Below are 15,279 nucleotides of genomic sequence, written 5' to 3' on the forward strand. Positions count from 1 at the left end.
TCTTATTTCAACTTTTTACAATCGTTACCCGCCAGACGTATTGCCGCAGTGCCCGGCGATGGGTCCAGGTCACGATAATGATTTTTTCAAGGGCCTACCGGATCGATCACCTGGGTCAACAGGTGTTCATGCCCCTCGACATGCCAGTTGGCCCAGATACGCTGCTTCGAGTCCGGGATCAGGCTCAGCCAGTTGCGTTCCGGCACCAGGTAGTGGCCCTTGAAGCCGATCGGCAGCATCCGGGCGCTGACGCCGTATTCGATGGTTTCCTGGCCGGCGCCGAATTTTTCCATGAAGTACACCGCCACTGCCGGCGGCGGTGTATGGACGATGCCGGTCGAGACCAACTGGAAAATCACCCCGGCACCGTTGCCGTGCTGTGGCAGGCTGGATTCAATCACCGCGGCCGCGGCGGCGTGCACATCGCCGGAAATAATCGTGACCCGGGTGCCCAGCGCGGAGAAGTTGAGCAGGCGCTTGATCAGCCGCTGTCGCTCATCGCGGTGAGGTTTGCTGCGCCAGTGGTCTCGCAGGTCGTCTTCCAGTTCCCAGGTTCCCGGCAAAGCATTCAGGGCCACTTCGGCGGCATTCAGATCGAGGTAGGCCACCGGCAGGCTGGTGCACACCAGCAAATGCCTGGGCCGGTTCTTCGCCAGCCCGTCGAGCCAGGCGAAGATGGAATCCCAAGTCGCTTCGGAGGCGATCTGCGTGGGCTGGAAGCCGGTGCTGCTGTGCAAGTCGGGATGCCGTTCGCTGCGCAGATCCGGCACCAGGATCGCCAGTTCGCCGAGGCCGCCATACACCAGGCTGAAGCCCTGGGCAGGCGCTGGCTTGCCAGGGATGATCGGCAACGCGCCGGGGTGATTTGCGCCACTCCCCAGATGCTGCTGAAAAAGGCGGTAATACCGGGACGCCAGCCTGAACAGATTCTGATAGACCGGACTCTCGTGCAGGTCCTGGGGATGGGAGCCCCAGCCGTCGGTGATGTCGTGGTCATCCCACATGGCGATGTAGGGGATCGCGTGGAGGATCTGCCTGATGCCCTCCTGACTCCATCGCGACACGTACAAGTCCGCCAGGAACTTGTCCACCTGGGCTTCGAGTCTCTTGTTCCAGGGCGCTTTGACCTGCGCCTTGTGCCCAAGGTCGGACCACTCCTTCATCGGGCCGTCCAGCACCATCAACGAGTCGGTGTAGACCTGATCCCCGCCCATCACCAGCAGGTGGAATTCCTTGTCCGGAATCTGGTGCCGCGTGTGCATATCGAGCCAACGCTCGTTCGGGCGGTCGATGACCTTCTTGCGGTACTTGTCCGCGGAGAATCCATTGCACGACCCGTAGGCGATGCGCGGTGACTCGCCCTTGCGGGGCACGAAAAAGCTTGCGCTACCGCCGCTGGCCCCAAGGGTGCACTGCAGCGGGGCATTGCCCTGCGTCGCGGTGACCTGGATACGCCAGACATCCTTGGTCGGCTTGTCGAAGGGTATCGAGGCGATGCAGAGCACATCGACCTGGGTGCAGTTCGCCAATTTCGGGACCGGGGCCGGGTCGCCCTTGTCGACGACCAGAAGCGCCGAAACGCAGTATTTTCCGGCGTGAATGCCTTGGAAATGCACTATCGGGCCGAGTAACAGGCTCATGGACGATCCTCCCTGATCAGGCGTGCTTTTTATGGGGCCAGTGAGCGCTGGCCAAGTGATGTTAGCCGGGCGTCGACAATTTGCATGGCGATCCCCCTGCCGGCCGCACGCGGAATCACCCACCTTTCAGAATCGTAATACCCCCCTCACCTCCCCGTTAGTTTCCCCCGGCCATGATGCCGCGCGGTCACTCGATCAATAACAACCGACCGTGCCATCCCAACAATAAAAACTGCCAGGACTACGGAGCAATCATGAACAGACGTACCCGGTTTTCCCTGGCGGCCTTTACGGCCGCAGCGGGTTTCAGCAGCGTGGTCGGTGCCGCGCAAACCGACGAACCGCAAGGCTTTGTCGAAGGCAGCCAGTTGACGCTGCTGAACCGCAACTTCTACTTCAACCGCGACGACCGCAACGGCGCGCAGGCCCCCGGCGGCGCCGGCTATTCCGAGGCGTGGGCGCACGCGATCATTGCCCGTTTCGAATCGGGCTTCACCCAAGGCACCGTGGGCGTCGGCGTCGATGCCTTCGCCATGCTCGGCCTGAAACTCGATACCGGCGGCGGCCGCAACGGTGCGCGCAGCTCGTTCGACGTGCTGCCAGTGGATAGCGACGGCAATGCCCGGGACGACTACAGCAAGGTCGGCGGCGCGCTGAAAGCCCGGGCGTTCGACACGGTAATCAAGGTCGGCGACGTATTCCCGACCACGCCCGTGGTGTCCTACGGCGACTCGCGGTTGCTGCCGGAATCCTTCCGCGGCGTGACGCTGGCCAACACCAGCCTCGACGGCCTGACCCTGCAAGGCGGCCGGCTGCACGCCATGAGCCAGCCGGTGTCGAGCAACCTGCGCGACAACTTCGTCACCTTCTATGGTGGGCCGGTCAATGCGCCGTGGGTCGGCTACGTCGGTGGCGACTACCAACTGACCGAGCACGCCAGCGTCAGCCTGTACACCAGCCGCCTGAAAGACGCCTGGAACCAGCACTACCTCGGCACCTCCGTCAGCTATCCGCTCAGCAACGACTTCACCTTGCTGGCGGGCTTCAACTACTACCGCGCGGTGGACGAAGGCAAGCAACTGCTCGGCGAGTTCACCAACGACATCTGGAGCGGCAAGCTGGGCCTGCGCTTCGGCGCCCACACCGTGGCGCTGACCCACCAGCGCAACAACGGCGACGACGACTTCGACTACCTGCGCCAGTCGGACTCCATCTACCTCGACAACTCGATCCAGTACAGCGACTTCAACTCGCCTGGGGAGCGTTCGTGGATGCTGCGCTACGACCTCGACATGGCGTCGTATGGCGTGCCGGGCCTGAGCTTCATGACCCGTTACGGCAAGGGCACCGACGCCGACTACTCGAATGCCAACACCACCTACATGCGCCGCGACGCCGACGGCAACCCGCTCACTGACCAGAAGCGCTGGGAGCGGGATATCGAGGTGAAATACGTGGTGCAGAGCGGGTCGCTGAAGGACCTGTCGCTGCGTGTACGCCAGGCGACGACCCGGGCGACGCAGTTCGAATCGGACCTGGATGAGACCCGGGTGATCGTGGAGTACCCGTTGAGTCTGTTGTGATATTTGAGGGCTCATCGCCGCATAGGTATCTACGCACTTCTTGGCGCGATGAAGACCATGAGGGGCAGTCAGGAGACCGGATAATGACGACCAGGCGCTAGCCGAGAGTTTTTCAGCGCTCTTGAAATCGAGCGCCGCCCGCGCGGCGCATCGCGAGCAAGCTCGCTCCTACAGTAGGTTGCAACGTGCCATGGCCTGTGAGAGTTGGGTTGCCAGCCCTTGGTGTTTGGCGATGGATTGCGGGGATGCCGTTGAGGTCGACTCGATACCGCGTCGTGCAAACAAGGTGGTCAACCATGGCCTGACAGGAATAGGCACGTTGCAACCGAATGTAGGAGCGAGCTTGTCGGGGCGCCGAACCGTCGCGATGCGCCGCGCGGGCGGCGCTCGATTTCAAGAGCGCTGAAAATCCATCGACATGCACATGGCAGCCGTAACCTGGCCTCCCGGCGAGCGCTTTGCGGCCCCCATGCAGCGATGAAGTCCTCAGATTCACCTACTCTTTCAAGACAGAACCCTGCTCAAACGCATAAGCCGCTCGATAAATCTCTCTCTCGCCAAAGCACCGCCCCACCAGTTGCAGGCCGATCGGCAACCCATCGCTTTCCCCGCACGGAATCGATATCGCCGGGTGCCCGGTGGCATCGAAGCCGCAGGTGTTGCCCAGCATCTCGAACGCCCGCCCCAGCGTATCTTCCAGCCCGGCATCCGGCCCCGGCAGTGGCGTGGCGCGCAGGGGCAGTGTCGGCATCAGCAGCAGGTCGAAATCCTCGAACAGTTCGTCATAGGCCGCGCGCAGCGCACGCGCCAGGTTCTGCGCCTTGCCGTACAAGCGGCCCTGGTACTGCCGGTTGATGTATTCGCCGAGAATCATCGTGGTTTTCACCGTGTCCGGTAATTCGTCGGCGCGCTCGCGCCAACTGGCGTGGTGCCCGATCATGCCGTTGAGGTACAGCCCGCGCCAGTTGAAGCCATGGCTGTTGCCTTTCATCATTTGCTGCGTGGCGCCCTCGGCGGCGATCGCCAGCCAGATCGCCGGCCCCTGCGCATGCATCGGCAACGACACCTCCGCAACGCTGGCGCCCAGCCGGCGCAACACCTGCGCCGCCTCCCGCACCGCCTCGTCCACCACCGCCTCGGAATTGGCCTGGCCAAAGCCTTCGCGCAGCACGCCGATACGCAGGCCCGCCACACCAAGGCTCAGCGCCTCGACATAGCCACCGGTAGCGCCAACAAGCGCCTGCCGAGGGTCCAGGCCATCGACACCCGCCAGCACGTCGAGCATCAGCGCGTTGTCACGCACAGTGGCGGTGATCGGCCCGAGGTGGTCGAGGGTGCTTTCGATCGGCATGGCGCCGGTGTAGGGCACCAGGCCGTGGGTCGGTTTCATGCCGCAGACGCCGCAGTACGCAGCGGGAATCCGCACCGAACCGCCCTGGTCGCTGCCCACTGCCATCTCGACTTCACCCGCCGCCACCAGCGCAGCGGAGCCGGAAGACGAGCCGCCCGCCGAGTAGCCATGGCGGCGCGGGTTGTGCACCGGGCCGCTGGCCGAGGTGTGCGAGCCGCCTGAGAAGCACAGCGCTTCGCAGACCGCCTTGCCGGCGATGGTAGCCCCGGCGTCGAGCAGGCGGGTGACCACCGTGGCATCCACTTCCGGCGTGTAGCCGTCGAGGGTGAAAGTGCCGTTGAGCATCGGCAGGCCGGCAACGGCAATGTTGTCCTTGATCGCCACCCGCTTGCCGGCCAGCGGCCCGGCGCCCTGGCCGCGGATCAGCGCCTTGCATTGCCAGGCCCCCAGCGGGTTATCGGCGGCCGCGGGTTGATGAACGTCCTGGCGCGGATAACGCACCGCGGGAAGATAGTCAGGCAACGCATCGAGCTGGTCGTAGGCGTCGAAGTTGGCCTGCAACGCGGCGTGATAGCCCGCCAGTTGCGCGGGCGTGAGGGTGATGCCGAAGTCGGCGGCAATCTCATCGAGTTCGGTCGGATCGGGTCTGCGAATGGCCATGCGGGTATCTCGCTGAAAAGAAGAAAAACGGTGCGGCGAGGGGCTGAACGTCCATGCGGGGACTCGCCACACCAAAACTGTCCGTCAGGCCTGGAGCAGGTAGCCGCCGAACAGATCGACCACCACCGTGCCGTCATCGGCGGCATCGCCCCACAGCTCCCGGGTGGTGAACAGAACGTGGTAGGTCGGCTCGTTCGGGCTCGGCTGGCCGTGGCCCACCGCATCCGGGAACGGCCAGGCGTGGGTGGTGCGGTGCAGTACCACTCCGCGTTTGCCGCGCACATAACCGGGCATGCGGATATGGCCGCTGACGAATTCGTCGCGCACCCGCACCTCGTCGCCCACCTTGAAAGGCTCGCGCGGCGGCTGCGCTTCGCGTCCCGGCCCGAGCGGCAGGGCCAACGGGTAACGGCCGCCCGCCAGTTGCTCCAGGCGCTGCTGCTGCAACGCGCCCTTCTCGACGAACAGCGAGGCGGTGCCGACCACGATCCGGTCGTAGTAGCTGGACGTCAGGTACTGCCGCGGCTCCATGCGCTCGATGGCATGGCGCAGTTCATCGACATTGAACAGCCCCAGCTCACCGGCGCCGAGGAATAGCAGGCTGTAGCCGAGGTGCTCCCAGTCTTCGTGGAACACCGGCTTGTAGCTCAGTGAATTGGCGGTGTGCGCCACCGAGCCGAAGCCCTGCACGCCGCCCAGATCATGAATGCCGTCCATTTCACTGCCCTCCCTTGCCGTGATCGGCCAGCACACCGACCTCGGGCCGGGCGATGCCGATCAGCACGTCCTTGGTCACCAGGCGGGCGAGCTGTTCTTCGCTCCAGCCTTCGGTGCCTTCGGGACGAAACGGCAGGACCATGTAGCGGGTTTCGGCGCTGGTGTCCCAGACCCGGATCGCCACTTCGTGCAGCAGGTCCAGGCCCATTTCCCGCAGCACGCTGCGCGACTCGCGCACTACCCGGGCGCGGTATTCGAAGCTCTTGTACCAGTCCGGCGGCAGCCCGAGCACCGGCCAGGCGGTGCACGAACAGAGGGTGCAGACGATGACGTTCTGCAGCGTCGGGGTATTTTCCAGGGCGACGATGTACTCGCCCTGCACCCCGGTGTAGCCGAACTGCGCGCAGGCGGCGGTGCCGTCGCGCAGCAGCAACTCGCGGTAGGCCGGATCGACCCAGGCGCGAGCCACCACGCGGGCGCCGTTGGCCGGGTCGAAATCGTTTTCCATCACCTCGGTGAATTGCTCGACGTAGCTTTCGGGCAACAGGCCCTGTTCTTCCAGGGCCTGCTTCAGGGCAAAGGCGCGATCAGCCGCGGACGCTGCCACGGCGCTGTTGTGCTTGTTCATGCGGTTCTCCTTCGATGCGCTCAGACGCCGCGCAACAGGCCGGTGCCAGGGTGGCAGTTGATGTATTCGTAGTGCTGGTCGGCGGCGCGCAGCACGCTCACTTCGTGATAGCCCTTCCACTTCAGTTCGCCCTGCAGGCGCTGAACCATGCGCATGAAGGTGCCGAAAATCTCGATATGGGTCGGGTGCGATTCGGACCAGCGCTCCAGGTGCGACATGGAGCGCCAGTGGCTGACGGAAAAACTCTTTTCCTCGCGCTGGCCACGGGCGTCGATGTGCTGCATGTAGCGGTTGCTGTAGCAGCCCACCGGCAAACCCTCGTCACGCAGGAAGTCCATGCCGGCGCGCAGCACCGGCTCCATCTCGCCAAGGTAGAGGCCGCGTTCCTCCTCCACGGTTTCGCTCCAGTCCTGGCCGGAGCGGATGATCACCAGGTTTTCATGCCCGCCGACCTTGACCCGCGCCGGTGCGCGGCTGGCCTGGAGGTCGCCGCTGGGCTGCATGGCGTCGGTCTGCGACAGCGGCACGCGGTCGCGCATCGAGCCCCAGTAGCCGTGCTCCTGGATTTCGCCGCTGCGGGTGCCCATCGCCAGGCCCACGCCCTCCATGCCGACGGGCATGGCATACAGGGTTTCGAAGCGTTCGACGCCGGGGCTGGCGATTTCGCGGAAGTAGCCCAGGCCGTCCTGCTCGCGCTGCGCAGCGTTCCACCAGCCAGCAACGCGCTCGTCCGTCTCCCAGCGCTGGAAGGTCGCCGGGTCGTCCCAATAGGCGATGGCGATCATGTTGTCGTAGCCGGCGGCATCGACGTAGTGGGCCATGTCGTAGTGCCGCGGGGCGTTGTCCAGGCCGAAGTGCTGGACGATCTGGCGCAGCGCGGCGCAGACCGCGCCCAACTGGCTTTCGCCCTTGCCCTGCACGCCAAGGTAGGCCATCACGTATTGGCTGACCTCGGCGTCGGCCCGGCCGACCCAGGCCGGGAACGGCGGGGTGTAGTCATCGTCGATGCGGCGCGGGCGCAGGCGCGGACACATCAGGTGCTTGTCGATTGCGGATTCCATCAGGCTGACCTCATTTGTAGTTGTCGGTGTGTGGCAGCGGAAATCGGGCGCCCTAGAAGATATGGGCGTAGCGCAGGTTCAGGCGGAAGTCTTCGCGCGGCCCGTTTTCCACCACGAGGTCGCGGCCCAGTTGCAGTTGCAACTGGTCCTTGGGGGTGAAGAAGCGGGTCGCGGTGAAGCGCAGGTTGGTGGTGCGTTGGCGGTTGTCCTGGTCAACGTCATCGACGCGGGTTTCGCCGCCCCAGAGCTGGCCGACGCCCACCGCCAGCGCGGTGGCCGGGTCGGGCATGTAGCGGCCCATCAGTTGCGCGGCGTAGGAGACTTTCTGCTTGAGGGTCGCGGAGGTCGGGCCGTAGGCGTCGTTGTCGCCGTACCAGATGGCATCGCCGATCACGTCCAGCGCCCACTTGTCGCCGAAGTGCTTGATGTAGGCGCCCTGGAAATCCACCTTCCAGCGGTTCTCGCCGAGGTTGAGCGCGTCGTTCTTGTCGTAGCTGCCGCTGGGCACGTAGAGGTAGGCGTTGGCGCTGAGGGTGTCGCGGGCGCTGTTGAGCAGCAGCTTGATCGGCGCGGTGAGGATCAGGTCGCCGACGCCGCTGGTGCTGCCCAGCGCCGAGGCGTCGGCACTGCCGGCGACATGGCCGAAGGGCAACAGGAATTGCGGATCGATGGTGACCTTGTCGTTGACCTGAACGACGTGAAGCAGACGCAGGATGCCGATATCGGAGGTGAGGTTGAAGTCGGAGCTGGCCGAATGGCCGTCGGCGCGCAAGGCGTCGGTGGTCGCGTGCTGGTAGTAGATCGCGCCGATGGTGGCGCCTGCCGGGTACTGCTCGTAGTCGCCGGGCGCCACCTCCACCGCCATGCTGGAAAACGACACGCCAATCAGCACCAGGCCACAGATCACGGAGTGTTTCAGTTCGCAAAACGAAAGGCTTGTTCTTTTCATGTTGTTTGCCTTGAGTCAGGGGCCCTCTTTGGGGCATTCGAATGACCGGCTGTCCTGGCCAGATTCCTGCACGGAGACAGGTCCGGCGAACCTCCCCGCCGCCGGTGACTCAAGGATGAGAGCCCGGGCGCCGTGGTTCTTGGCTGAAACGGAACAAAAACTGTGCTTGGTCGGCCCTTGCGTCCGATGCGCTGGCGGGAGGGGGTTTGCGGGTGTATGAATGAACCTGCAGCTCCTTCGCGGCGGTTCGTCGCGATGAGCGCCACCGAGGACCGGACCGCGGCGGGCTGAGGATTCATCCTGAGAACAAATTCGATAACAGGGGTGCGTCGACGATGGTCAACGATTTCTGCGCGGGCATTCCGTCGCCCGCCAACTGGGCGAGCGACAGCATTGAGCTGGCGACACTGAGCAATAGCTTCAACGACCGGGTGGACTACTGGCGCGAGATGATCCTGCGGCTGTTCGCCGACGTGGAAATCGGCGCCCTGCCCAATCCAGCCTTCTACGGCAAGGTGCGCTCGCAGAAGTGCGAGCTGCTGCGGGTCAGCGACGTCGGCGCCGCCGCGCAGGCGGTCAACCGTCGCCACCTGCAACCGCGCTGCCGCGACGAGGACAAATACTTCGCCGTGCTCATGCTCGAAGGCCACGAATGCCTGGAGCAAGGCGGCAGCCGCGCGCGGATCGGCCCCGGCGAATTTTCCATCTACGACGCCACCCGCCCCCACCACCTGACGTTCGACAGCGACTGGCGGCAGATCATCATCAGCGTGCCGCGAGCGAGCCTCAACCAGATGGTGGTGGACATGGAATCGCGCACCGCCACCCGGGTGTCGCTGGACACGCCCATGGGCCGGGTGCTGCGCGCCTTCCTGGAAACCCTGTCGGCCCAGATCGGCCAGTTCACCCCCACCGAAATGGCGCGGCTGTCGGAGTCGGCCACCCACCTGATTGCCCTGACCCTGGGCAACCTGCAGGTCATGGACCCGGAGCACTCGCGCTCGCAGGCGCTGACCCTGACGCGGATCAAGCTGTACATCAACGACCACCTGCGCGACCCCGGCCTCAACGCCCAGCAGGTCGCCCAGGCCAATGGCCTGTCGAGCCGCTACATCGGCAAGTTATTCGAACGCGAGGGCAGCTCGCTGATGCGCTATGTGCTGCGGCGGCGCCTGGAGCGCTGCGGTGCCGAACTGACTCACCCGCTCAATGCCGGTGCACGCATCTCCGAACTGGCCTTCAGTTGGGGCTTCAACGACCTGTCGCATTTCAGCCGTGTGTTTCGCGAGTTCTACGGGGTGTCACCGAAGGAGTGGCGGGAGGCGGGCCTTGTGCGCTGACCCTCTGTTCAGATAACGCAAAATCGGTATGATTGCCGCGCCCTTCATTTCCTGCCCTGAGCGCCACCGCCGCAATGACCCTGGCCCGCCCACACAAATCGCTTATCGCCTGGGCGCTGTATTTCAGCGTGCTGCTCAGCTCCGTGCTGTGCGCGATCGGCCACGGGCAGATGGCCGGGTTGCAGCTCAGTGGCCTCGATGGCGCGTTCTGTTCGGTCAGCAATGACCACGGCGTGCACACCAACCTCGATGATGCCGGCGGCTTGCCCATGAGCATGACCGGCGACACCGGCTGCGCCGTGACCAGCCTGTTCAGCGCGATCATCCTCGCCGCGTTCTTCGGCCTGCTCGGGCTGCTCGCCGGTGAAGCGGTCCGGCCGCTGCCGGTGCTGGATATCTCCCGTTCACCGCGTTATCGCTGGCCGCTGATAAACCCCCGCGCCTCCCCCTCCCTGCTGACTTCGCCCTGACATCGCCGCGTACGGCGGGCCGCCCTGTGTCCGCCCGCCGCGGCCTATCGAAGACAAGCCAGGAAGCACCCTATGTTTCGCCTGACCACCTTGGCGCTGCTGATCAGCAGCGCAACCTGCGCGTGGGCGCAGGACGACAGCCTGACCCTGCCCGCCAGCACCATCACCGCCGACGCCGACAAACCTCGCGAAGGCACCCGCCCCGACCTGGATACGCCCATCGCCAGCGGCTCGCGCCTGAACCTGAGCGCCCGCGAGAACCCCGCGTCGGTCAGCGTCGCCGACCGCAAGACCCTGGAACGCATCGGCGCGCGCAACTTCCAGGACGCCGCCAACGCGCTGCCCGGCGTCAACGCCTCGGCGCCGCCCGGCTGGGGCGGATTCGTCTCCTATCGGGGCTTCAACGGCGCGCAGATCGGCCAGTTGTTCAACGGCATCAACCTGCAATACGGCGCCGCCGGCAGACCGGTCGGGGCCTGGATCTACGACCGCGTCGAGCTGCTGGGCGGCCCGTCGTCCTTCCTCAACGGCAGCGGCGCGGTGGGCGGCAGCCTGAACTTCATCACCCGCCTGGCCAGCCGCGCTGAAGACAGCGTCGAAGGCCGCGTCAGCTATGGCCGCTACGACACCTGGGAAACCGCCATCGGCGTCAACAAGGCGCTGAACGACGGCGACGGACCGCGCCACTACGCGCGCCTGGACTACAGCCGGACCGCCAGCAACGGCTACATCGACCGCCAGGAAAACGGTGCCGGCAACCTGGCCTTCTCGCTGCTCAGCGACATCAACGACCAGCTCTCCCACACCCTGGCGATCGAGTACCTGGAAGAACAAGAAGACAGCCCGTACTGGGGCGCGCCGGTGCTGCGGCCACTCGGCGGCACGCTGCATATCGACAAGCACGACCGCTTCGCCAACTACAACGTCGAAGACGGTCGCTACGAGCAGCGCACCCGCTGGCTGCGCTCGATCACCGACTACCGCTTCAACGACACCACCCAACTGCGCAACACCTTCTACCACTACAACGGCCAGCGCGATTACCGCAACCTGGAGACCTACCGCTACAGCGACGACAACCGCCAGATCCTGCGTTCCGGCGGCTACCGCCAGCGCCACGACCAGGAAGTCAACGGCGACCGTATCGAGCTGACCCACGCCAGCGAAGTGTTCGGCCTGACCAGCGACTGGGCCTTCGGCCTCGACTACAACCGCAACCAGCAGACCAACTACCCGCTGTCCAAGGGCGCCTTCGACACGGTGACGCCGGGCAACTTCGACCCCGACCACTTCCTCGACATCCCCGGCATGGACGCCCCGCGCAGCAAGGGCCGCAGCACCGGGACCGACACCTCGTCAGCCTTCGTCGAGAACCGCACGCGCCTGACCGACCGCCTCGCCCTGGTCACCGCGCTGCGCTACGACCATATCGACTTCGAGGTGGTGGACCATGTGGCCCGGACCAATCTCGACCGCCGCTGGGATGCCGTGACCGGCCGCCTCGGCCTGGTTTACGACATCAACGAAGACATCAGCCTCTACAGCCAATACAGCACCTCCGCCGAACCACCGGGCGGCAGCCTGACCGGCGCCTCCATCGCCCAGGTCGGCGACCTTGACCTGAGCACTGGCCGGCAGGTCGAAGTGGGCAGCAAGTTCAACTTTGCCGACGGTCGCGGCAGCGCCACCGCCGCGGTGTACCGCATCGTGCGCAAGAACATCTCGGTGCCCTCGTCCACCGTGCCCAACACCACCGACCAAGCGGGCCAACAGACCTCCACCGGCCTCGAACTGGCAGCGTCGTTCAAAATCACCCCGACCCTGTTGGCGTCGGGCAACTTCGCCTGGGTGCGGGCCGAGTACGACGAGTTCAACGAAACCATCGGCGGCGTGCTGTATTCGCGCAAAGGCAAGAACCCGGTCAACATCCCCGACCGCGTGGCGAACCTGTGGCTGACCTGGGACGTCGCGCCGGGCTGGCAGACCGGCGCGGATGCGCGCTACGTGTCGTCGGTGTACGCCAACACCGCGAACACGATGTGGGTGCCGTCCTATACGGTGTACGGACTGTTCGTCAGCCACGACCTGGACCAACACACCCAAGTCAGCGCCCGCGTGCGCAACCTCACCGACGAGGTCTACGCCCGCTTCATCCACCAGAGCAACACCCAGTACTACCTTGGTGAACCGCGAAGCCTGGAGCTGGCGGTGAACTGGAAGTACTGAGGCCGTTCACTCTCCGCGAAAAAACCTGCGCCCGTTTTCCTTGAGCAGCGCCACCATCGCCTCGGCGGCGGGCGGCAGGTAAGCCCCGGCCCGCACCGAGACCGCCACGGTGCGGCGCATGGTGGTTTGCGCCAGCGGCACTTCCCGCAGCCAGGCGGTGCCGTGGCCATGCTCCAGGGTTTCTCGCGCGGCGAAGCTGAGCAGCCGGGTCTGGGCGATCAGGCGCGGCAGCAGCGAAATGGAATTGGTCTCCACCTGCACCACCGGCGGCGGTAGCTGGTTGGAGGTGAAGGCGTTGTCGATCCAGCGCCGCGCGGTCACCGTCGGCCCGGCCAGTACCCAACGGTACTGGCACAGGTCCTTGAGGGTGATCGGGCCGGAGAACACCGGGTGATCGACGCTGGCCACCACCACCGCCTCGTCTTCGAGAATGGGCCAGGTCTCGAAGTCCGGATCATTGACGATCAGCGGGCGGATGATCGCGTCCAGTTGCCCGGCCCGCAGTGACGCCTTGAGCACATCGTCCTGGGCGATGGACAGGGTCAGGGTCAGCTCCGGCGCACGCTCCAGCAACGAGGCGGTGAGTTGCGGCAGCAGGTGCTCGGCCATGCTCGCGGCGCAGCCCAGGCGCAGGGTGCCCACCAGGCCGCTGGCAAAATCGCGGACCTCGCGCTCGGTCTCGGCGATGCTGCGTTGCAGCTCCCGGCCACGGGCCAGCAGCAGTTCGCCAACGTCCGTCAGCTTGATTCGCCGGCCATCGCGCTGGAACAGCTTGGTGCCGAGGGACTCTTCCAGGCGCTGGATGCTCTTGCTCAGCGCCGGCTGGCTGCGGTTGAGCTTTTCTGCGGCCCGGCCGAGATGGCCCAAGTCGGCGATGGTTTCAAAGTAAGTGAGATCGCGTAGGTCCATGATTCATGAATTTCAGTTATGGATTCATCAAAAGTAGAAAATAGACTTGATGAATCGTGGCGTCGATAATTTTCTCCGCCAGCCGCACGTTCCTTCGCGCGGCCCCTCTGTCTCGGAGGATTCAGACGTTGCAAACCCCTCTCGCTGTTCGCCCTTCCCGCTTCCCTGTCCTTCAATGGCTCGCGCTTGTCATCTGCGCGGGCGCTGCCGGCCAGTCGCTGCACGCGCTCTCGGTGCCGGCCGGTCTGTTTCTCGGCCCCATGCTGGTGGCGATTGTCTTCGCCGTCTCCGGTGCGCGCCTGCAACTGCACCGCCAGGTGTTTCGCTTCGGCCAGGGCTGCGTCGGCCTGCTGGTGGCCCATTCGGTGAGCTGGTCGGTTCTGGCCGCCCTCGGCCAGTCGTGGCAGGTCATGCTGTTCGCGACCTTCCTGACGGTGGCGCTCAGCGCACTGGTCGGGCTCGGCACCGTGCGCTTTGGCGGCATCCCCGGCAGCACCGCGGCCTGGGGCACTGCGCCGGGCGCGGCGTCGGCGATGGTGTCGATGGCCGAGGACAACGGTGCCGACGCCCGGGTCGTGGCGACCATGCAATACGTGCGGGTGGTATGCGTGGTGATGATCGGCTCGCTGGTCAGCCATCTGCTCGGTGCCGACGAAGTCGCCGGCGCCGCCGCCAGCGCACCGGACGTGGTCGACGCCAGCCAGTGGGGCGACCTGCTGCTCAGCCTCGCGGTCATCCTGCTTGGGGTGGCTGCGGGGTCGAAGATGCCGGCGGGGGCGTTGCTGATGCCGCTGCTGTTGGGCGCCGCGCTGCAACTGGGCGGTGTGCTGACGATCACCCTGCCGAGCGGCGTGCTGGCGTTCGCCTACGGCGCCATCGGTTGCTACATCGGCCTGCGCTTTGATCGCCAGACCGTGCGCTACGTGTGGAAGCGCCTGCCGACCATGATCGCCGGCGCGGTGGCGCTGATCCTGTTGTGCGCCGCCGGTGCCTGGCTGCTGGCCAAGGCGGTGGGCAGCGACTTCCTGTCGATGTACCTGGCTACGAGCCCCGGCGGGCTGGACGCCATGGCCATCATCGCGGTGGAAACCCATGCCGACGTCGGCATGGTTTTGGCGATGCAGACCCTGCGCCTGTTCGGCGTCATCCTCACCGGCGCCTGGTGTGCGCGGCAGATCATTCGGCTGACGCGGGCGTGAGCGGGATGGTCCGCTCGCGCGGCACATCGCCTGTGGGAGCCGGTCTTGCCGGCGATGGCGCCAGGCCAGGCGACAGCGTCGTTTCGGTCGGGCTTCATCGCTGTATGGGTATCTACACATCTCGCGGTCATTTGGTGGCTGGAAGGTGCCAGTCAAAAAACCGAGTAGTGGCCACCATGCGCATGTCGGAAGTTTTCCAGCGCTCTCAAGATCGAGCGCCGCCCGCGCGGCGCATCGCGGATGAATCCGCTCCTACATTTGCTGCAACGTACCTATGCCTGTCAGGCCATGGTTGACTGCCTTGTTTGTACGACGCGGTATCGAGTCGGCCTCAACAGACTCCCCGCGATTCATCGCCAAACGCCAAAGGCGGGCAACACCTCTCTGACAGGCCATGGCACGTTGCAGCAAATGTAGGAGCGGATTCATCCGCGATGCGCCGCGCGGGCGGCGCTCGATCTTGAGAGTGCTGGAAAACTTTCGGCATGCGTCTGGTCGCCATTACTCGGTTTCCTGACTGGAAAAGCTTGTTCCCGATCCGCCCCA

Annotated in this window: 12 protein-coding genes; 5 read left to right on the forward strand and 7 right to left on the reverse strand. The window is 65.2% G+C overall.

Translation table 11 applies throughout. The features are described from left to right. Positions 1–86 precede the first annotated feature (86 nt). Positions 87–1,640 carry an alkaline phosphatase D family protein gene (locus NTD82_RS09280; RefSeq protein WP_262128538.1) on the reverse strand — a complete coding sequence of 518 codons (1,554 nt, stop codon included), beginning with the start codon at positions 1,638–1,640 and terminating at the stop codon, positions 87–89. Between the two features lie 254 nt (positions 1,641–1,894). On the opposite strand from NTD82_RS09280, the gene NTD82_RS09285 reads away from it, so the two are divergent. Continuing rightward, positions 1,895–3,223, forward strand: a complete 1,329-nt coding sequence (locus NTD82_RS09285) for an OprD family porin (RefSeq protein WP_262128539.1) — start codon at positions 1,895–1,897, stop codon at positions 3,221–3,223. A gap of 496 nt (positions 3,224–3,719) precedes the next feature. On the opposite strand, the gene NTD82_RS09290 is transcribed toward NTD82_RS09285, so the two are convergent. The 5 genes from NTD82_RS09290 to NTD82_RS09310 form a co-directional block, all read right to left on the reverse strand. Beyond that, positions 3,720–5,234 carry an amidase gene (locus tag NTD82_RS09290; protein ID WP_262128540.1) on the reverse strand — a complete coding sequence of 505 codons (1,515 nt, stop codon included), beginning with the start codon at positions 5,232–5,234 and terminating at the stop codon, positions 3,720–3,722. A gap of 84 nt (positions 5,235–5,318) precedes the next feature. Then, the gene (locus NTD82_RS09295; RefSeq protein WP_262128541.1) at positions 5,319–5,951 is read right to left on the reverse strand and encodes an SH3-like domain-containing protein; all 633 of its coding nucleotides are present in this window, start codon (positions 5,949–5,951) and stop codon (positions 5,319–5,321) included. Position 5,952: 1 nt separating this feature from the next. Next, on the reverse strand, positions 5,953–6,579 hold the full coding sequence (gene nthA, locus NTD82_RS09300; RefSeq protein WP_262128542.1) for a nitrile hydratase subunit alpha: 627 nt from the start codon (positions 6,577–6,579) through the stop codon (positions 5,953–5,955). Between the two features lie 20 nt (positions 6,580–6,599). Beyond that, on the reverse strand, positions 6,600–7,640 hold the full coding sequence (locus NTD82_RS09305; RefSeq protein WP_095156734.1) for a phenylacetaldoxime dehydratase family protein: 1,041 nt from the start codon (positions 7,638–7,640) through the stop codon (positions 6,600–6,602). Between the two features lie 52 nt (positions 7,641–7,692). Next, the gene (locus NTD82_RS09310; protein WP_256587789.1) at positions 7,693–8,505 is read right to left on the reverse strand and encodes a transporter; all 813 of its coding nucleotides are present in this window, start codon (positions 8,503–8,505) and stop codon (positions 7,693–7,695) included. 419 nt (positions 8,506–8,924) lie between these two features. On the opposite strand from NTD82_RS09310, the gene NTD82_RS09315 reads away from it, so the two are divergent. From NTD82_RS09315 to NTD82_RS09325, 3 genes are all read left to right on the forward strand, one after another. Further along, entirely contained in the window at positions 8,925–9,929 is a 1,005-nt protein-coding gene (locus tag NTD82_RS09315) for a helix-turn-helix domain-containing protein (RefSeq protein ID WP_262128543.1), read from the forward strand. Between the two features lie 74 nt (positions 9,930–10,003). After that, positions 10,004–10,399: a DUF2946 domain-containing protein gene (locus NTD82_RS09320; protein ID WP_262128544.1), complete on the forward strand. Its 396-nt coding sequence runs from the start codon at positions 10,004–10,006 to the stop codon at positions 10,397–10,399. A gap of 72 nt (positions 10,400–10,471) precedes the next feature. Continuing rightward, positions 10,472–12,625, forward strand: a complete 2,154-nt coding sequence (locus tag NTD82_RS09325; RefSeq protein ID WP_262128545.1) for a TonB-dependent receptor — start codon at positions 10,472–10,474, stop codon at positions 12,623–12,625. Between the two features lie 6 nt (positions 12,626–12,631). Here the strand turns inward: NTD82_RS09325 and NTD82_RS09330 are convergent, their stop codons facing one another. After that, positions 12,632–13,534, reverse strand: coding sequence for a LysR family transcriptional regulator (locus NTD82_RS09330; RefSeq protein WP_095156730.1), 903 nt, complete (start codon positions 13,532–13,534; stop codon positions 12,632–12,634). Positions 13,535–13,662: 128 nt separating this feature from the next. Between NTD82_RS09330 and NTD82_RS09335 the strand changes: the two genes are divergently transcribed. Next, complete coding sequence (locus NTD82_RS09335) at positions 13,663–14,733, forward strand: AbrB family transcriptional regulator (protein ID WP_262128546.1); 1,071 nt, start codon at positions 13,663–13,665, stop codon at positions 14,731–14,733. The last annotated feature ends 546 nt before the right edge of the window (positions 14,734–15,279 follow it).

The organism is Pseudomonas sp. 5P_5.1_Bac1 (genome assembly GCF_025466015.1).
Taxonomy (GTDB): Bacteria; Pseudomonadota; Gammaproteobacteria; order Pseudomonadales; family Pseudomonadaceae; genus Aquipseudomonas.